General features: G+C 61.6%; 17 protein-coding genes. 14 read left to right on the forward strand and 3 right to left on the reverse strand.

Translation table 11 applies throughout. The annotated features are described in order from the left end of the window. Positions 1-250: 250 nt before the first annotated feature. Positions 251-436, forward strand: coding sequence for a hypothetical protein (locus BM132_RS06430; RefSeq protein ID WP_092401333.1), 186 nt, complete (start codon positions 251-253; stop codon positions 434-436). Positions 437-491: 55 nt separating this feature from the next. Here the strand turns inward: BM132_RS06430 and BM132_RS06435 are convergent, their stop codons facing one another. The 3 genes from BM132_RS06435 to BM132_RS06445 form a co-directional block, all read right to left on the reverse strand. After that, complete coding sequence (locus BM132_RS06435) at positions 492-782, reverse strand: type II toxin-antitoxin system RelE/ParE family toxin (RefSeq protein ID WP_092454095.1); 291 nt, start codon at positions 780-782, stop codon at positions 492-494. Then, positions 760-1,008 carry a CopG family ribbon-helix-helix protein gene (locus BM132_RS06440; protein ID WP_092454097.1) on the reverse strand — a complete coding sequence of 83 codons (249 nt, stop codon included), beginning with the start codon at positions 1,006-1,008 and terminating at the stop codon, positions 760-762. The genes BM132_RS06435 and BM132_RS06440 overlap by 23 nt, the downstream gene beginning before the upstream one ends. A gap of 158 nt (positions 1,009-1,166) precedes the next feature. Then, positions 1,167-2,591, reverse strand: a complete 1,425-nt coding sequence (locus BM132_RS06445; RefSeq protein WP_092401324.1) for a gamma-aminobutyraldehyde dehydrogenase — start codon at positions 2,589-2,591, stop codon at positions 1,167-1,169. A gap of 196 nt (positions 2,592-2,787) precedes the next feature. Between BM132_RS06445 and BM132_RS06450 the strand changes: the two genes are divergently transcribed. The 13 genes from BM132_RS06450 to BM132_RS06510 all read left to right on the forward strand — a co-directional run bounded on the left by BM132_RS06450 (position 2,788) and on the right by BM132_RS06510 (position 18,025). Next, positions 2,788-3,501, forward strand: a complete 714-nt coding sequence (locus BM132_RS06450; RefSeq protein WP_092401321.1) for a tellurite resistance TerB family protein — start codon at positions 2,788-2,790, stop codon at positions 3,499-3,501. Positions 3,502-3,763: 262 nt separating this feature from the next. Continuing rightward, positions 3,764-5,386 carry a methyl-accepting chemotaxis protein gene (locus tag BM132_RS06455; protein ID WP_092454099.1) on the forward strand — a complete coding sequence of 541 codons (1,623 nt, stop codon included), beginning with the start codon at positions 3,764-3,766 and terminating at the stop codon, positions 5,384-5,386. Further along, positions 5,386-5,922 carry a chemotaxis protein CheW gene (locus BM132_RS06460; RefSeq protein WP_092454101.1) on the forward strand — a complete coding sequence of 179 codons (537 nt, stop codon included), beginning with the start codon at positions 5,386-5,388 and terminating at the stop codon, positions 5,920-5,922. Before BM132_RS06455 ends, BM132_RS06460 begins: the two co-directional genes overlap by 1 nt. Further along, entirely contained in the window at positions 5,919-7,196 is a 1,278-nt protein-coding gene (locus BM132_RS06465; RefSeq protein ID WP_092454103.1) for a CheR family methyltransferase, read from the forward strand. Before BM132_RS06460 ends, BM132_RS06465 begins: the two co-directional genes overlap by 4 nt. Next, positions 7,193-7,864 (forward strand): chemotaxis protein CheW, encoded by a 672-nt coding sequence (locus BM132_RS06470; protein ID WP_092454105.1) that lies wholly within the window; start codon positions 7,193-7,195, stop codon positions 7,862-7,864. The genes BM132_RS06465 and BM132_RS06470 overlap by 4 nt, the downstream gene beginning before the upstream one ends. Then, positions 7,861-10,122 (forward strand): hybrid sensor histidine kinase/response regulator, encoded by a 2,262-nt coding sequence (locus tag BM132_RS06475; protein WP_092454107.1) that lies wholly within the window; start codon positions 7,861-7,863, stop codon positions 10,120-10,122. The genes BM132_RS06470 and BM132_RS06475 overlap by 4 nt, the downstream gene beginning before the upstream one ends. Further along, entirely contained in the window at positions 10,119-11,129 is a 1,011-nt protein-coding gene (locus BM132_RS06480) for a chemotaxis response regulator protein-glutamate methylesterase (RefSeq protein ID WP_092454109.1), read from the forward strand. Before BM132_RS06475 ends, BM132_RS06480 begins: the two co-directional genes overlap by 4 nt. Positions 11,130-11,174: 45 nt before the next feature. Beyond that, entirely contained in the window at positions 11,175-12,176 is a 1,002-nt protein-coding gene (locus tag BM132_RS06485; protein ID WP_092401301.1) for a diguanylate cyclase domain-containing protein, read from the forward strand. A gap of 284 nt (positions 12,177-12,460) precedes the next feature. Continuing rightward, positions 12,461-13,556 (forward strand): peptide chain release factor 2 gene (gene prfB, locus BM132_RS06490; RefSeq protein WP_107321555.1). Its coding sequence is split into 2 segments (ribosomal slippage): positions 12,461-12,532 and positions 12,534-13,556, totalling 1,095 coding nucleotides; the frame shifts between segments, so codons are not numbered across the junction. Positions 13,557-13,664: 108 nt separating this feature from the next. Then, on the forward strand, positions 13,665-15,167 hold the full coding sequence (lysS, locus tag BM132_RS06495; protein WP_092454111.1) for a lysine--tRNA ligase: 1,503 nt from the start codon (positions 13,665-13,667) through the stop codon (positions 15,165-15,167). Between the two features lie 102 nt (positions 15,168-15,269). Beyond that, positions 15,270-15,986, forward strand: a complete 717-nt coding sequence (locus BM132_RS06500; RefSeq protein ID WP_092401296.1) for a TetR/AcrR family transcriptional regulator — start codon at positions 15,270-15,272, stop codon at positions 15,984-15,986. A gap of 170 nt (positions 15,987-16,156) precedes the next feature. Then, the gene (locus tag BM132_RS06505) at positions 16,157-16,711 is read left to right on the forward strand and encodes a hypothetical protein (protein WP_092454113.1); all 555 of its coding nucleotides are present in this window, start codon (positions 16,157-16,159) and stop codon (positions 16,709-16,711) included. 36 nt (positions 16,712-16,747) lie between these two features. Next, positions 16,748-18,025 carry a flavohemoglobin expression-modulating QEGLA motif protein gene (locus BM132_RS06510; RefSeq protein WP_047227529.1) on the forward strand — a complete coding sequence of 426 codons (1,278 nt, stop codon included), beginning with the start codon at positions 16,748-16,750 and terminating at the stop codon, positions 18,023-18,025. Positions 18,026-18,110: the final 85 nt, after the last annotated feature.

Here is an 18,110-nt window from a genome sequence, read left to right on the forward strand (position 1 = left end):
TGGATCGGTTCACCGAGGCGCAAAATCATAGGGGATACGCAGGTCGGGCGAGAGAAGAAAGCGTGGTTTGGTTAAATTTCCTTACAGATATTTCCTTTTTTATCGGCTAACTCTGCTTTTTTTGACTAATTACTCTAAAACTCTCTTTCCACGGCGTGAATCATCCCTATCCTTTAGCGTGATAGACGTTGAACCGCGGATTCAGCAGGCGTTATCAGGTCAATTCGACGTACCAGAAGGACAAGGCTCAATGACAAAAATACAGGGCATCACCCAATTGCTGGGGATCCTTCCATGCTTGACGAACGCGCGCAGGACACGGCCGCTCAGCATGGACGAATTAAGGCTGGTGGAACGCTATCGGGAGCTGTCGGAAAACGACCGGATCGCCATGCGTTGCCTGATGGATGCAATGCGCAGTGTTTCGAGGTTTTGAACAATCGTTGTAGTGAACGGTCGCAGCAGGAAGCGACCGTCGATAGTCACTCCCTCTACCAGTCCTGGGAGCGTTCGGTGCGCTGGTGCAGTATCCGCAGGATTTGAATCTGTCCGTGCATGAACCGGTAAGGTGCAACGAATGGATAGCGTGTCAGCACCAGCTCTCGAATATCGGGAGCAACTGAAGGCCGCCCTGAACCAGGAAAACGCTGCAGCTGTTGCAGCGTTTCAAGGATGGTGGCGATGACTTGCGTCGCGCCTGGCGTGCCGATAACGCCCTGGTAATGTTCATGAATCGATTCGAGGTCACTCTGTGCTTTATCAGTCAGTACGATGCTCGGCACGCTTTGCCCACTTTGCCTTCACGGCATCCAGATCGGTCAGATTTCCCGCATCGGCATCTGCTATGCCTTCGCTGATGGCCTGCAGATGCCAGGATTCGGCTTCTACATATCGAACCAGTGCACGCTTGAGGTGGTATTGGCGGTCGCGGTCGGTGGCAGCAGCCAACAAGTCCAGCTGTTGCGCCAGACCTTCTTCCACACGAAAAGACAAAACGGGCGAGGCCATGACCATATCTCCTGGATGTATACACTGTAGACACCCTAGGTCCTGCCAGGATTTCCGTCAACCGGCGAGCGTGCACCGATCCGACGAAAACCTTAGCAGTACGAACGCCGGGCAGCCGTGGGTATGTATTGCTAAATGCTTGACACGGTGTCTTGCATTTAATGCTTGAACATCACATGCCGCACCACCGTGTAGTCCTCCAGCCCATACATCGACATGTCCTTGCCATAACCAGAACGTTTCTGACCGCCATGGGGCATTTCGCTGACAAGCATGAAGTGGGTATTGACCCAGGTGCAGCCATATTGCAGACGTGCGGCGAGGCGATGGGCGCGGCCGATGTCGGCGGTCCAGACTGAAGACGCCAGGCCGTAGTCCGAGTCGTTGGCCCAGGCCAGCACCTGCGCTTCGTCGATGAACGGCGTGACGGACACCACCGGCCCGAAAACCTCGCGGCGCACGATTTCGTCGTCCTGCTGGGCGTCGGCCAACACCGTTGGTTCAAAGAAGAATCCGTTGCCGTCCACGGCCTTGCCACCGGTAATCAGGCGAATATGCGATTGGGCGATGGCCCGTTCGACAAAGCCGGCCACGCGGTCGCGGTGCTGGGCAGTGATCAGCGGACCCATCTCGGTGTCCGGGGCGGTTTGCAGGCCGTACTTGATGCTGGCCACCGCCGCGCCGAGTTTCTCGACGAACCGGTCATAGATGCCTTGTTGGGCATAAATGCGGCAGGCAGCGGTGCAATCCTGGCCGGCATTGTAGAAGCCGAAGGTGCGGATGCCTTCCACGGCCGCGTCAATGTCGGCATCGTCGAAAATGATCACCGGGGCCTTGCCGCCCAGTTCCATGTGAGTGCGTTTGACGCTGTCGGCCGTGCTGGAAATGATGTTCGCGCCCGTGGCGATGGAGCCGGTCAGTGACACCATGCGCACTTTTGCGTGGGTGACCAACGGTTGGCCGACGGTCTGCCCACGCCCGAACACCACGTTCAGTACGCCAGCGGGGAAAATATCCGACGCCAGTTCCGCCAGGCGCAACGCTGTCAGCGGGGTCTGCTCCGAGGGTTTGAGCACCACGGTATTACCGGCGGCCAGGGCCGGGGCGATTTTCCAGGCGACCATCATCAGCGGGTAATTCCACGGCGCGATGGAGGCGATCACGCCCACCGGGTCGCGGCGGGTCATCGACGTGTGCCCCGGCAGGTATTCGCCACCCGCCGAGCCGCTCATGCACCGGCTGGCGCCGGCAAAGAAACGGAACACGTCGGCAATGGCCGGGATCTCGTCGTTGAGCACGGCGTTCAAGGGCTTGCCGCAGTTGTCCGATTCCAGCTTCGCCAGTTCTTCACCGTGGGCTTCGATGGCATCGGCCAGCCTGAGCAGCAGCACAGACCTATCCTTGGGCGGAACCTGAGACCAGTTTTCGAAGGCATTGTCGGCCGCGCGCACGGCGGCATCGACCTGGGCTTCGCTGGCTTCGTTGATTTCCACCAGCACCCGCCCCAGCGCGGGGTTGAACACGGCCTGGCCGGGCCCGTCGCCGTTCACCAGTTGGCCATTGATCAGCAGTTTGGTTTGCATGTCCAATCCCTCGTCAAAGCTGTTTTTGCGGCGGTTTTTCAGTTGATTCGAGTCTATATCGTTTTATCGGGTTCGCCGCAGCCACATGAAAATCGGCAAGCAACATCTCGAAGCACTCTCACCGACAGGCGCGGGCACTTTCGAACTAGGCTGATTGCCTTAATGATCCGGTTACCCGAATGCGTGGAGGCAGCAGATGAACACCCGTGGATTGCTCGATCAGCTTCTCAAGTCCGGTCAGGAAATGTTGCAGAACAAGGCTGGCGGTGCCCAAGGCAAGTCATCCGGCGGCCTGGGCGGTTTGCTCGGCGGTGGTGCTGGTAATTTGGGCGGGATGCTCTCCGGCGCGGGTGGCGGGGCGCTGGCCGCCGGCGCCATGGGCCTGTTGCTGGGCAACAAGAAGGCTCGCCAGTTTGGCGGCAAGGCCCTGACCTACGGTGGTCTGGCGGCATTGGGCGTGATTGCCTACAAGGCCTATGGCAATTGGCAAGCCCAGCAGGGCAGTGCGCCGAAAACTGAACCGCAAACGCTGGATCGTCTCCCCCCGGCCCAGGTCGAGCAGCACAGCCAGGCAATCCTCACGGCCCTGGTGGCGGCGGCCAAGGCCGATGGCCACGTCGACGAGCGTGAAAAGCAGTTGATCGAAGGCGAATTCACCAAGCTTGACAACGATCAGGAGCTGCAACACTGGCTGCACGCCGAGCTCAACAAACCCCTGGACCCCACCGACGTCGCCCGGGCCGCCAGCACGCCGGAAATGGCCGCTGAGATGTACATCGCCAGCGTGATGCTGGTGGATGAGGAAAACTTCATGGAGAAATCCTACCTCGATGAACTGGCGCGCCAGCTCAAACTGGAGCCGGGCTTGAAGACCGAGCTGGAGAAGCAGGTTCGCCAGGCGTCTCTTTGAGTCAGGCCTGACCCCAGGGGAACCATCCTCCCTTGTGGGAGCGAGCCTGCTCGCGATAGCGGTATGTCAGTCGACACTATTATTGACTGATGCACCGCAATCGCGAGCAGGCTCGCTCCCACATAGCTTTTGCATCGACTGCCCTATCGATTGAGCTGTTTGAACAATTGGGCGAATCGCCAAACTCTTCCCACACCGCCATACAGACGCCACACCGCCCTCGGCTATACTCCCCAGCATTTCAAATGCCTGAGGTTTCTCTGTGAAGAACTGGACGTTGCGCCAACGCATCCTGGCGAGTTTTGCGGTGATCATCGCCATCATGCTGCTGATGGTGGTCGTCACGTATTCGCGGTTGTTGAAGATCGAGGCCAGTGAAGAAAAAGTGCGCGTCTACGCGGTACCGGGGGTGTATTACAGTTCCATGATTCGCGGTGGCTGGGTCGACAGCTACGTCAAGACCCAGCAGATCGTCGGCCTCTCGGGACAGCGGGAAATCACTGCCGAGGACAAGGCGCTCTACCAGGGTTACGAGCAGCATCTGCGCGAGGAAATCCAGCACTATCAAAAGCTGATTCAGGACCCTGCCGACCAAGTCTCCTTCGACGAATTCGAGGTCAATCATCAGGACTTCAACAAGGCCCTGGCGAAGGTTCTGGACCTGTATGAACGCAAGGATTATGACGGGGCACAGCTGGCGCTGGAGAAGGAGCTGACCCCGGCATGGCTCGACGGTCGCGGGCATTTGAACCAGATCATCGAACGCAACCGGGAGCTGGCGGAAAAAGCTGCCCTGACCATCAGTCAGTCGGTAACCGCCGCTGAAGTTGCCATGGGGCTGTCGTTTCTCGTGGCGGTGCTCATTGCCATGCTCTGCGGCCTGTTGTTGATGCGTGCGATCATGGCGCCGATGAATCGCATTGTGGAAATCCTCGGCGTCATGCGCAGCGGCGACCTGAGCGGACGCCTGAACCTGGCGCGCAAAGACGAGTTCGGGGCCGTGGAAACCGGCTTCAACGACATGATGGCCGAGCTGACCTCGCTGGTCTCCCAGGCCCAGCGTTCTTCGGTGCAGGTCACCACCTCGGTGACCGAGATCGCTGCCACTTCCCGCGAGCAACAGGCCACCGCCACGGAAACCGCCGCTACCACGACGGAGATCGGCGCGACCTCTCGAGAAATCGCCGCCACGTCCCGGGATCTGGTGCGCACCATGACCGAAGTTTCCAGTGCTGCCGATCAGGCCTCGGTGGCCGCCGGTTCCGGCCAGCAAGGCCTGGCGCGCATGGAAGAAACCATGCACTCGGTGATGGGCGTCGCGGATCTGGTGAATGCCAAGTTGGCGATCCTCAACGAGAAGGCCGGCAACATCAACCAGGTGGTGGTGACCATCGTCAAGGTGGCCGACCAGACCAACCTGTTGTCCCTCAATGCCGCCATCGAGGCCGAGAAGGCGGGTGAGTACGGTCGCGGTTTTGCCGTGGTCGCCACTGAGGTGCGGCGCCTGGCGGATCAGACGGCCGTGGCAACCTACGACATCGAGCAGATGGTGCGCGAAATCCAGTCCGCCGTATCCGCTGGCGTGATGGGCATGGACAAGTTCTCCGAAGAAGTGCGCCGTGGCATGGCCGAGGTGCAGCAGATCGGCGAGCAACTGTCGCAGATCATCCATCAGGTGCAGGCGCTGGCGCCGCGGGTGTTGATGGTCAACGAAGGCATGCAAGCCCAGGCCACCGGCGCTGAGCAGATCAACCACGCCCTGGTGCAACTGGGCGATGCCAGCAGTCAGACGGTGGAGTCGCTGCGCCAGGCCAGTTCCGCCATCGATGAACTGAGCCAGGTGGCCGTGGGGCTGCGCAGCGGCGTCTCGCGTTTCAAAGTCTGATGAGCGAGTTCGAGGCCAGACGTGGCGCCGTGCCGGCGGCCCGTCAGTCGTTGTTCCTGGTGTTTTGCATCGGCAACGAACGCTACGCCCTGCAAGCCATCGATGTGGTGGAAGTGCTGCCGCGCCTGCCCCTCAAGCCGATTGCCCGGGCACCGTCCTGGGTGGCGGGCGTGTTTGCCTGGCGCGGCGCGGTGGTGCCCGTGATCGATCTGTGCAGGCTGACCTTCGGTCAGAGCGCCCAGGCGCGTACCAGTACGCGCCTGGTGCTGGTGTATTACCGCCCCGACGCGCAGCAGGCGGGGCAGGTTCTGGGGCTGATTCTGGAACAAGCCACCGACACCCTGCGTTGCGATCCGGCGGATTTCCGACCCTATGGCTTGGATAATCCACAGGCGCCGTACCTGGGTCCGGTGCGCGAAGACGCGCAAGGCCTGTTGCAATGGGTGCGGGTCAATGACCTGCTCGACGAGTCGGTCCGTGCCGTGCTGTTTCCCACGCCGCCCTTGAGCTTCGATGACATCGAGGGTCGGCCATGAGCAACGACCAGCGGTTTTTCGATTTTCTCAAGGAGCGCATCGGCCTGGATGTCACCTCCGTCGGCACCGCCATCATTGAGCGGGCCGTGCGCCAGCGCATCATTGCCGTGCCTGGGCGAGCCGCAGATGAGTACTGGCAGTGCCTGCAACATTCGGCCCAGGAGCAACAGGCGCTGATCGAAGCGGTGATTGTCCCGGAGACTTGGTTCTTCCGTTATCCCGAGTCCTTCGCCACCCTCGCCAGGCTGGCCATCAAGCGCTTGGCCGAGATCAAGCACCTGCGCGCGCTGCGCATTCTCAGCTTGCCGTGCTCCACCGGCGAAGAGCCTTACTCCATCGCCATGGCCTTGCTCGACGCGGGCCTGGGGCCGCATCAGTTCAAGGTGGACGCGCTGGACGTCAGTCCGCTGTCGATAGAGCGTGCCAGGCAAGCGCGTTATGGCAGAAACTCTTTCCGTGGCGCCGACCTTGGTTTTCGCGAGCGACATTTCAACGCCGAGGCAGAGGGTTATCGCCTCAGCGAGCGGGTGAGTGAACAGGTACGTCTGCAAGTGGGCAACCTGCTGGATCCGACCTTGCTGGTGAATGAGGCCCCTTACGACTTTGTGTTCTGCCGCAACCTGCTGATCTATTTCGACCAGCCAACCCAGCAGCAGGTGTTCGAGGTGCTCAAGCGCCTGACCCACCAGGACGGCGTGCTGTTTATCGGTCCCGCCGAGGGCAGTTTGCTGGGGCGGTTGGGCATGCGTTCGATCGGGATTGCCCAGTCTTTCGCTTTCAGTCGCCAAGGCGCCCCGGAGCCAAAACCGCTCCCCGCGTTGATGTCGACTCCGCTGCCGGCCCCGCTGCCGCTTGGTCAGGTCGCGTCTCGCGTCATCCCTCCAGTGGTCCGGCCCCGGCCGTTTGCAGCAAGGGTGACCCCGATCACCGAGTCGAAAAACAGCGACGCCGCTACCTTGCTGGCCAATATCGCCGCGCTGGCCAATGCTGGCAAAAGCGCCGAAGCCCGTGCTGCCTGCCAGCAATACTTGAGCAGTCATGCGCCGGCGGCCCAAGTGTTCTACTGGCTGGGACTGCTCAGTGACATGGCCGGTAGCGCACTGGAGGCCCAGGGTTTTTATCGCAAGGCGCTCTATCTTGAACCGCAACACGCCGAGGCCCTGGTGCATCTGGCGGCGCTGCTGGCTTCCCAGGGAGACGCGGCCGGTGCCCGTCGATTGCAGGACCGCGCCGCTCGTAGCGGGCGCATGGCTGACAGTGAGCGTAAACAATGAGTGGTTCGGCTAATGACAAACTGACCCATGACGATGCCCAGGCCATCGACGACTGCTGGAACCGCATCGGGGTGCATGGCGATAAATCCTGTCCATTGCTGGCCGAGCATATTCACTGCCGCAACTGCTCGGTGTATTCGGCGGCGGCCACCCGCTTGCTCGACCGCTACACTTTGCAGCGCGACGACCGGGATCTGACCCTCGCGCCGCTGGACAGCGATATCGTCACCCGATCGCTGTTGATGTTCCGACTGGGCGAAGAGTGGCTGGGCCTGACCACCCGCAGTCTGGTGGAAGTGGCGCCGTTGCAGCCGATTCATTCGCTGCCCCACCAGCGTTCGCGGGCCTTGTTGGGCGTGGCGAATGTGCGCGGGGCCCTGGTGGCCTGCCTCTCGCTGGTGGACCTTTTGGACCTGGAGCCCGGCGGGGCGGTGGTTGCCGGTGCACGGGTCATGCCGCGCATGTTGATCGTCGCGGCCCAGGGCGGTCCGGTGGTGGTGCCGGTGGACGAGGTGGACGGCATTCACGCCATCGATGAACGCGTCCTGAGTGCTGCCTCGCAATCGGCGGCCAAGTACACCCGTGGCGTATTGAAGTTCAAGGGCCGCAGCCTGCGCTGGCTGGACGAAGAACAGTTGTTGTCCGCCATGACCCGGAGCCTGTCATGACCCCTGATCAAATGCGTGACGCCTCGTTGCTGGAGTTGTTCAGCCTGGAAGCCGAAGCCCAGACTCAGGTGCTCAGCGCCGGCCTGCTGGCCCTGGAACGCGACCCGACCCAGGCCGATTATCTTGAGTCGTGCATGCGCGCGGCTCATTCCCTCAAGGGCGCGGCGCGGATCGTTGGGGTGAACGCCGGGGTCAGCGTGGCGCATGTCATGGAGGATTGCCTGGTCAGCGCCCAGGAGCGCCGCCTGGTCCTGCGCGCCGAGCATATCGATGCCTTGCTGCAAGGCACCGACCTGTTGACGCGAATTGCCACGCCTGGCAACAGCATCGCAGCTCAGGACGTCGATGCGTATGTGGCGTTGATGGGGCAACTGCTCGATCCTGCCGCTGCGCAGACGCCTGTCGTGCCACCGCGAATCGAGATGCAAGCCGAGGCCTTACGCGTTGAGCCGGCCGAGGCAGAACCGCTGGCGTCAACGGAAGCGGTCCCCAAGGGGAAACGGGTCACCGAAGGGGGCGAGCGGGTGTTGCGGGTCACCGCCGAGCGCCTCAATAGCCTGTTGGACCTGTCCAGTAAATCCTTGGTGGAAACCCAGCGCCTCAAGCCCTGGCTGGCGACGATGCAACGGCTCAAGCGCCAGCAGAGCAACGGCTTGCGGGCCTTGGAAGAGCTGAATGTGCACCTCAAGGAACACGCGTTGAGCTTGCAGGCCGAGGAAGCGCTCAACGACGCCCGCCGTTTGCTGGCCGAAACCCAGCAACTGTTGGCGCAGAAAACCGCAGAGATGGATGAGTTCGCCTGGCAGGCCGGTCAGCGAGCACAGGTGTTGTACGACACGGCGCTGGCCTGTCGCATGCGACCGTTTGCCGATGTGTTATCCGGCCAGGCCCGCATGGTCCGTGACCTGGGCCGCAGCCTGGGCAAGCAGGTGCGCCTGGAGATTGAGGGCGATAAAACCCAGGTCGACCGCGACGTGCTGGAAAGGCTCGAAGCACCGCTGACCCATCTGCTGCGCAACGCCGTGGACCATGGCATCGAATCCCCGGAGCAACGGGTGCTCGCCGGCAAACCCGCCGAAGGTTTGATCCGCTTGCGCGCCTCCCATCAGGCGGGCCTGCTGGTGCTGGAACTGGCGGACGACGGCGCCGGTGTGGACCTGGAGCGGGTGCGGCGCAGCGTCGTCGAACGAGGGCTTTCCCCTGAGCAGACCGCCGCCAACTTGAGCGAAGAGGAACTGCTGACGTTCCTGTTCCTGCCCGGCTTCAGCCTGCGCGACACCGTCACTGAAGTGTCCGGGCGCGGCGTCGGCCTGGACGCCGTCCAGCATATGGTCCGGCAACTGCGTGGCGCGGTGGTGTTGGAGCAGACAGCGGGTGAGGGCAGCCGCTTCCATCTCGAGGTGCCGCTGACACTCTCGGTGGTGCGCAGTCTGGTGGTGGAAGTCGGCGGTGAAGCCTACGCCTTTCCCCTGGCTCACATCGAGCGCATGTGCGACCTCGCTCCTGAGGACATTGTGCAGGTCGAAGGGCGCCAGCACTTCTGGCACGAAGGGCGGCATGTCGGACTGGTCGCGGCCAGTCAGTTGCTCAATCGCCCGGCATCACAGAACAACAACCAGGCGCTCAAGGTCGTGGTGATCCGTGAGCGCGAGGCAATCTACGGCGTGGCGGTCGAACGGTTCATTGGCGAGCGCACGCTGGTGGTCCTGCCCCTGGACGAACGCCTGGGCAAGATCCAGGACATCTCCGCAGGTGCCTTGCTGGACGATGGTTCGGTGGTGCTGATCGTCGATGTCGAAGACCTGCTGCGCTCGGTGGACAAGTTGCTCGACACCGGGCGCCTGGAGCGCATCGCCCGCCAGAACCAGACGCAGACACCGCGCAAGCGGATCCTGGTGGTGGACGACTCCCTGACCGTGCGCGAGCTGCAACGCAAGCTGTTGCTCAATCGCGGCTATGACGTGGCGGTGGCCGTGGACGGCATGGACGGCTGGAACGCGCTGCGAGCGGAGGATTTCGACCTGCTGATCACCGACATCGACATGCCGCGCATGGATGGCATCGAGTTGGTGTCGCTGTTGCGGCGCGATAACCGTCTGCAGTCGCTGCCGGTGATGGTGGTGTCCTACAAGGATCGTGAAGAAGATCGTCGCCGTGGCCTGGACGCCGGCGCTGACTATTATCTAGCCAAGGCCAGTTTCCATGACGACGCCCTGCTCGATGCCGTCGTCGAATTGATCGGAGGAGCACGCGCTTGAAGATCGCCATCGTCAATGACATGCCCCTGGCGGTCGAAGCCCTGCGCCGTGCCCTGGCCTTCGAGCCGGCGCACCAGTTGGTCTGGGTGGCCGCCGACGGTGCCGAGGCGGTCCAGCGTTGCGCCGAATACACCCCGGACCTGATTCTGATGGACCTGCTCATGCCCATCATGGATGGTGTGGAGGCGACCCGGCGGATCATGGCCGAAACCCCGTGCGCCATTGTGATTGTCACCGGTGACAGCCAGCAGAACGTTCACCGCGTGTTCGAAGCCATGGGGTATGGCGCGCTGGATGTGGTTGATACCCCCACCTTGGGGGTCGGCAACCCCGCGCACGCGGCGGCACCGCTGCTGCGCAAGATCACCAACATCGGCTGGCTGATCGGTGAGCGCAATCACCGTGAACGCGCGGCACCGGCGGCGCAGCGTGTTTCGTTGTCACGCAATAGCCTGGTTGCCATCGGATCGTCGGCAGGTGGGCCGGCGGCGCTGGAGATCCTGCTCAAGGGCCTGCCCCGGCATTTCGCCCCGGCCATTGTGCTGGTCCAGCATGTGGATGAGGTGTTTGCCGCAGGCATGGCGCAATGGCTCAGCAGTGCGTCAGGCCTAGAGGTCCGCCTGGCCCGGCACGGCGAGCCGCCGCAAAGCGGTACGGTGCTGCTGGCCGGCACCAACCACCATTTGCGCCTGTTGAAAAACGGCACCCTGGCCTACACCGCCGAGCCGGTCAACGAGATCTATCGGCCTTCCATCGACGTGTTTTTCGAGAGCGTCGCCCACTTCTGGAGCGGTGACGCGGTGGGCGTTTTGCTCACGGGCATGGGCCGCGACGGGGCCCAAGGGCTTAAACTCATGCGCCAGCAGGGCTATCCGACCATCGCCCAGGACCAGCAGAGCAGCGCGGTGTACGGCATGCCCAAAGCGGCAGCGGCCATCGACGCGGCTGCGCAGATCCTTGCGCTGGACCAGATAGCGCCACGGTTGGCGGAAATTTTTACCCCATGAAGAACCCCGGCAACCTTGTCCACAGCCGTATTCAGGTGAGCTCCCATGAATGATTTACAACTCGACGATTTCAAGCGCGATGAGAATGCCGCCATGGTCTTGCTCGTCGACGACCAGGCGATGATCGGCGAGGCGGTGCGGCGCGGGCTGTCAAAGGAAGATAACATCGACTTCCATTTCTGCGCCGACCCACACCAGGCCATCGCCCAGGCGGTGCGCATCAAACCAACGGTGATTCTCCAGGACTTGGTGATGCCCGGTCTTGACGGCCTGAGCCTGGTGCGCGAATACCGTAACCATCCGGCGACCCGGGATATTCCGATCATTGTCCTGTCCACCAAGGAGGACCCGCTGGTCAAAAGCGCGGCGTTCGCCGCCGGGGCCAACGATTACCTGGTCAAGTTGCCGGACAACATCGAACTGGTGGCGCGCATTCGCTATCACTCGCGGTCCTACATGATGCTGCTGCAGCGCGATGCGGCCTATCGCGCCCTGCGGGTCAGCCAGCAGCAATTGCTCGACACCAATCTGGTGCTGCAGCGACTGATGAATTCCGACGGCCTGACCGGGCTGTCCAACCGCCGGCACTTCGATGAATACCTGGAGCTGGAGTGGAGAAGGGCGCTGCGGGACCAGTCCCAGCTATCGCTGTTGATGATCGACGTGGATTACTTCAAGTCCTTCAACGACAATTTCGGCCATCTGGAGGGGGACGAAGCCCTGCGCAAGGTCGCCACGGCGATCCGTGATGCGTGCAGCCGTCCGTCCGACCTGCCGGCCCGTTACGGCGGCGAAGAGTTCGCCCTGGTACTGCCCGGCACCTCGCCTGGCGGTGCCCGATTGATGGCCGAAAAGCTGCGCCAGAGCGTCGTTGCCCTGAACATCCCCCACATCACGCCTCATGAGGGGGCGAACCTGACCGTCAGCGTTGGCGTCTCGACCTTCACGCCCCAGCAAGGTGGCGATTGCCGCCAGCTGATTTCGGCGGCGGACAAGGGGTTGTACATGGCCAAGCACAATGGGCGTAATCGGGTGGGGATCGAATAGGCCTCGCAAAGCTAGCCCTCTGTGGCAACGGCGCGTACTCCCGCCGAACTGCGCCGGTAGGAGCTGTCGAGTGCAACGAGGCTGCGATCTTTCCACGACCCATTGAGTCGAAAGCGAAAGATCAAAAGATCGCAGGCTTCGCCAGCCCCTACAGGGCCCAGCGGGAGCAAGCTCCCTCGCCACAAGGAATTGGTGTCCCTAAAGCCGCCAGGCGGGCTGCCGCTGGCGCTTGATTACGTTATACTCGCCGGCTTTCAAAAGTTCGCCAACGAGTGCTGCCCGCCATGGAAATCAACCCGATCCTGAACACCATCAAGGACCTGTCCGAGCGCTCCGAAACTATTCGGGGGTATCTTTGACTACGATCAAAAGCATGAGCGTCTGACCGAAGTCAATCGCGAGCTTGAAGATCCGAATGTCTGGAACAACCCGTCGTACGCCCAGGAACTGGGCCGCGAGCGTGCCGCGCTGGCGCAGATCGTCGAGACCCTGGATGAAATGTCCAGCGGCCTGGCCGACTGCCGCGACCTGCTGGACATGGCTGTCGAAGAAAACGATGAAGGCGCCGTCGGCGATGTTGTCGCCGAGCTGACACGCCTCGAGGAGGCGTTGGCCAAGCTGGAATTCCGGCGCATGTTCAGTGGCGAGATGGACGCCAATAACGCCTACCTGGACATCCAGGCCGGTTCCGGCGGCACCGAAGCCCAGGACTGGGCCAACATCCTGCTGCGCATGTACCTGCGCTGGGCCGACAAACGCGGCTTCGACGCGACCATCATGGAACTGTCGGCCGGTGAAGTCGCCGGGATCAAGGGTGCCACCGTGCACATCAAGGGCGAATACGCTTTTGGCTGGCTGCGCACCGAGATCGGCGTGCATCGCCTGGTGCGCAAGAGTCCGTTCGACTCCGGTAACCGTCGCCACACGTCGTTCTCGGCAGTGTTTGTCTCGCCGGAAATCGATGACAACATCGAAATCGACATCAACCCGTCCGACCTGCGCATCGACACCTACCGTTCCTCCGGGGCCGGTGGTCAGCACGTTAACACCACGGATTCGGCCGTACGGATTACCCACGTACCGACCAACACCGTGGTCAGTTGCCAGAACGAACGCTCCCAGCACGCGAACAAGGACACCGCGATGAAAATGCTGCGGGCCCGTTTGTACGAGCAGGAAGTGCAGAAGCGCAACGCGGCGTCCCAGGCCTTGGAAGACACCAAGTCGGACATCGGCTGGGGTCACCAGATCCGTTCGTATGTACTTGACGCCTCGCGGATCAAGGACCTGCGCACCAGCATCGAACGCAGCGACTGCGACAAGGTGCTCGACGGCGATATCGACGAATACCTGATCGCCAGCCTCAAACAAGGGCTGTAACGCGACACCCATGCGGCGGGCAGGCACGCTTCCAAGGGGAGCGAGGCCTGGCCGCAAACTCCGGCCCGGGGCCGGGGGCAACGAACCTGTGATGGAAACCTTAAAGACATGAGCGACCTAGAACTCGACCCGCAAGCCCTGCAACAGGAAGAAAACTCCCTGATCGCCCTGCGCAAGGAAAAGCTTGCTGCCGAGCGCGCCAAGGGCCAGGCCTTCCCCAACGACTTCCGCCGCGACGCGTACTGCGACGTTCTGCAGAAGAAGTACGCGGACAAGACCAAGGAAGAGCTGGCCGAGGCCGCGATTCCCGTCAAGGTTGCCGGTCGTATCATGCTCAACCGTGGTTCTTTCATGGTGATCCAGGACATGACCGGGCGCATCCAGGTCTACGTCAACCGCAAGACCCTGCCGGAAGAAACCCTGGCCGCCGTCAAGACCTGGGACCTGGGCGACATCATTGCCGCCGAAGGCACCCTGGCCCGTTCCGGCAAGGGCGACCTGTACGTCGAAATGACCAGTGTGCGCCTGCTGACCAAGTCCCTGCGCCCACTGCCGGACAAGCACCACGGCCTGACCGACACCGAGCAACGCTATCGCCAGCGCTACGTCGACCTGATCGTCAACGAAGAGGTACGCCAGACCTTCCGCGTGCGCTCGCAGGTTATCGCCCATATCCGCAGCTTCCTGATGAAGCGTGACTTCCTCGAAGTCGAAACGCCGATGCTGCAGACCATCCCCGGCGGCGCGGCGGCCAAGCCGTTCGAAACCCACCACAACGCCCTGGACATGGAAATGTTCCTGCGTATCGCGCCGGAGCTGTACCTCAAGCGCCTGGTTGTGGGTGGCTTCGAGAAGGTCTTCGAGATCAACCGCAACTTCCGTAACGAAGGCGTTTCGACCCGGCACAACCCCGAGTTCACCATGCTCGAGTTCTACCAGGCCTACGCCGACTACGAAGACAACATGGACCTGACCGAGGAGCTGTTCCGCGAGTTGGCGCAGTTGGTGCTCGGCACCACCGACGTGCCGTACGGCGACAAGGTGTTCCATTTCGGCGAACCGTTCGTGCGCCTGTCGGTGTTCGACTCGATCCTCAAGTACAACCCGGACATCACCGCGGCCGACCTGCAGGACATCGAAAAGGCCCGTGCCATCGCCAAGAAAGCCGGCGCCAAGGTGCTCGGCTTCGAGGGTCTGGGCAAGCTGCAAGTGATGATTTTCGAAGAGTTGGTCGAGCACAAGCTGGAGCAGCCGCACTTCATCACCCAGTACCCGTTCGAAGTGTCGCCGCTGGCCCGTCGCAACGACGAGAACCCAAGCGTGACCGACCGTTTCGAGCTGTTCATCGGTGGCCGTGAAATCGCCAACGCCTACTCCGAGCTCAATGACGCCGAAGATCAGGCAGAGCGTTTCATGGCCCAGGTGGCCGACAAGGACGCCGGCGACGACGAGGCCATGCACTACGATGCCGACTTCGTTCGCGCCCTTGAGTACGGCATGCCGCCGACGGCCGGCGAAGGCATCGGCATCGATCGCCTGGTGATGTTGCTGACCAACTCTCCGTCGATCCGGGATGTCATTCTTTTCCCGCACATGCGGCCCCAAGCGTAAGTGTTTCAATTAAAAAGCCGCCTCGAACAGGCGGCTTTTTATTGCCTGTCTGGTACAAACGTATCAATTGGTTACTTTTGAAATAGCGAGGAAAGACCTGTCGTGAATCGTGCAATGGCTCCAGAAGGTGCGGCGGGCGTCGCCACTGCTGTCGCTGAAAGTGTTCAGTACCAGGGTCGCAAGGCCAGCCGGCAGGGCAGTGAACAGCGTCGCCAGGAGATTCTCGACGCGGCCATGCGGATTGTGGTGCGCGATGGTGTGCGGGCGGTACGCCACCGCGCCGTGGCCGCCGAAGCGGGTGTGCCGCTGTCGGCCACGACTTATTACTTCAAGGACATTGATGACCTGCTGACCGATACCTTCGCCCAGTACGTGGAGCGCAGCGCGGCGTTCATGGCCAAGCTGTGGACCAACAATGAAGGCCTGCTGCGGGAGATGGTTGCCTACGGAGACGGCAGCGCCGAATCCCGCTCGCAACTGGCGGATGACATCGCCCGGATGACCGCCGACTACGTGCAGCATCAATTGCACAGCCGGCGCGAATACCTGATGGCGGAACAGGCTTTTCGCCAGGAAGCGCTGCTCAACCCGCGCCTGGCGGAGCTGGTGCGCTCCCACCAGCAGATCCTGTTGCACGGCACTTGTCAGTTTTTCCAGGTTTTGGGCTCGCGTGAACCCCAGCAGGATGCCAAAGTGTTGACGGCGATTATCGGACGGATGGAATATCAAGGCTTGCTCAATGGCGCCGAGCCGGTAGCGGCAGAAGAAATGCTCGGCATCCTGACCCGCTACATGCATCTGGTATTGGCGTCGGTGTAACCTTGGTGGAACACGCATTTGTGGCGAGGGGATTTATCCCCGTTGGGGCGCGCAGCGGCCCTACAACCAGACAACTCAGCGTGCCAGGCAAATTGAGTTGACAGCCTTTGGGTCTGCTGCGCAGCCCAGCGGGGATAAATCCCCTCGCCACATTTGCATAGGGAGTTCAAATGAAAGCCTGGCGTGCCGTTGTAATGGCCGTGTCGTTGCTGCTGCTCAGTGGCTGCCTGGTGTCCTTCAAGGCGCCGTTGCCCGACAGCGAAGCCGCGCCCCAAGGCTTGGTCGGCCACTGGACCAGTACCAACGCCTGGGGCGAGCCGCTCAACCTGGAGTTGGCCGAAGTGGGCCCGCGCCGTTATCAAGCCGTCACCTACTTCAGGGCCAGGCCTCTGGAGCGCGAAGCCATCCCGGTGACCGTCTCCCGTCACGGCAGCCGCTGGTATCTGTCGGCCAAGGTGCCGGCCCGCTTTGGGGGGCATTTCGTGATCGCCGGTTTTGAACTGACCGACAAGCAGGAACTGGTGATCTACAACCTGGATATGGATCAGATCAACCAAGCCATCGGCCAGAAGATCCTCAGCGGCCAGCCGAACCAGAGCGAAGAAGGTGACGGCGTGCTGGTGGACAGCGACATGAACACGGTTTTCCGTTACCTCGACGACCCGGCCAACTCCGATGTGTTCTCGGAGGCCGTGCGCTACCAGCGGCTGGTCAAATCCCAATAATTGCAATAAGCGGACGTTTTTTCACAGGAGTTCCGGGTGGACGATTACCAGCAGACGATACGCACCTTGTCCGATCGCATTGTGCTGGCGCAAACGCCGATTCGCATTCTCGACGCAGTAAAGTGGGATGAAAGCATCCGCAAGGGTTTCCTCAAGGCCAAGGGCAAGGAAATGCCCGCCGTGGACCGCGACTATTACCTCAACCGGCCCCTGTCCTTCGATTCCAGCAAAGTGAAGCTGGAATTCCAGAACATCGAACGCGACATCACCCGTCAGCTCGGGCAGTTCAACCCGGTCGGCCAGATCATGCGTCGCATGTGCAAGGAATACCGCATGGTGGTGCGCATGCTCGAAGCACGCGGCACCGAGGATTTCGGGCTGATCTCCCAGGAGCTGTACGGCGCCGCCTCCGATGCGTTCCATGCCGGTGACCCGACCCTGGCTGACCTGGGGCTGATGCTCTCCGATTACCTGAACAACATTGACGGCCGTGGCGACCTGAAGGATGAGCCGAAGATTCTGACCGCCCAGGACGCTGTCAGCCTGCTGCAGCATCGCCTCAACCGGGTCTTTGGCGAGGCCGAGGAAACCATCCGGGTGTTCGAGTCGGACGGGATCGTGGCCGATGCGGCGGCTGGTGCCGATTACATCAAGATCCGCACCGATGCGATGTTCAACGACCGCGACGTCCGGGCCCTGGAAGTCCATGAAGGCCTGGTGCACGTCGGCACCACCCTCAACGGCCTGAATCAGCCGATCTGCACCTTCCTGTCCAAGGGCCCGCCCTCGTCCACCGTAACCCAGGAAGGCCTGGCGATCCTGATGGAGATCATCACCTTCGCCTCTTACCCAAGTCGCCTGCGCAAGCTGACCAATCGCACCCGGGCCATTCACATGGTGGAGGAGGGGGCGGACTTTCTGCAGATATACGAGTTCTTCCGTGAGCAGGGCTTTGAGATGGGCGAAAGCTACGGCAACGCCAGCCGGGTTTTCCGGGGTTCGGTGCCGACCGGTCTGCCATTCACCAAAGACTTGTCCTACCTCAAGGGCTTCATCATGGTTTACAACTACATTCAGCTGGCCGTACGCAAAGGCAAGCTGGAACAGGTGCCGCTGTTGTTCTGCGGCAAAACCACCCTGGAAGACATGCGCACGATGCGCCAACTCGTGGACGAAGGCCTGGTCGTGCCACCCAAATACCTGCCGGAACAGTTCCGCGACATGAACGCGCTGTCGGCCTGGATGTGTTTCTCCAACTTCCTGAACCACCTGAGCCTGGACCGGATCGAAGCGGATTATTCCAATATCCTCTGAATACAATGTGGTTAAAAATGTGGGAGCGAGCCTGCTCGCGATTGCGATGTTCCAGTCAACATTGATGTTGACCGTTCTACCGTAA

It is taken from the genome of Pseudomonas sp. NFACC45, assembly GCF_900113505.1.
Classification (GTDB): Bacteria; Pseudomonadota; Gammaproteobacteria; order Pseudomonadales; family Pseudomonadaceae; genus Aquipseudomonas; species Aquipseudomonas tehranensis.

Excerpts from the sequence above, each read along its gene's own strand:
- BM132_RS06430 (WP_092401333.1), top strand. The coding sequence starts at position 251 with ATGACAAAAATACAGGGCATCACCCAATTGCTGGGGATCCTTCCATGC.
- BM132_RS06465 (WP_092454103.1), top strand. The coding sequence starts at position 5,919 with ATGAGCAACGACCAGCGGTTTTTCGATTTTCTCAAGGAGCGCATCGGC.
- BM132_RS06445 (WP_092401324.1), bottom strand. The coding sequence starts at position 2,591 with ATGCAAACCAAACTGCTGATCAATGGCCAACTGGTGAACGGCGACGGG.
- BM132_RS06450 (WP_092401321.1), top strand. The coding sequence starts at position 2,788 with ATGAACACCCGTGGATTGCTCGATCAGCTTCTCAAGTCCGGTCAGGAA.
- BM132_RS06475 (WP_092454107.1), top strand. The coding sequence starts at position 7,861 with ATGACCCCTGATCAAATGCGTGACGCCTCGTTGCTGGAGTTGTTCAGC.
- lysS (WP_092454111.1), top strand. The coding sequence starts at position 13,665 with ATGAGCGACCTAGAACTCGACCCGCAAGCCCTGCAACAGGAAGAAAAC.
- BM132_RS06440 (WP_092454097.1), bottom strand. The coding sequence starts at position 1,008 with ATGGCCTCGCCCGTTTTGTCTTTTCGTGTGGAAGAAGGTCTGGCGCAA.
- BM132_RS06505 (WP_092454113.1), top strand. The coding sequence starts at position 16,157 with ATGAAAGCCTGGCGTGCCGTTGTAATGGCCGTGTCGTTGCTGCTGCTC.
- BM132_RS06485 (WP_092401301.1), top strand. The coding sequence starts at position 11,175 with ATGAATGATTTACAACTCGACGATTTCAAGCGCGATGAGAATGCCGCC.
- BM132_RS06470 (WP_092454105.1), top strand. The coding sequence starts at position 7,193 with ATGAGTGGTTCGGCTAATGACAAACTGACCCATGACGATGCCCAGGCC.
- BM132_RS06460 (WP_092454101.1), top strand. The coding sequence starts at position 5,386 with ATGAGCGAGTTCGAGGCCAGACGTGGCGCCGTGCCGGCGGCCCGTCAG.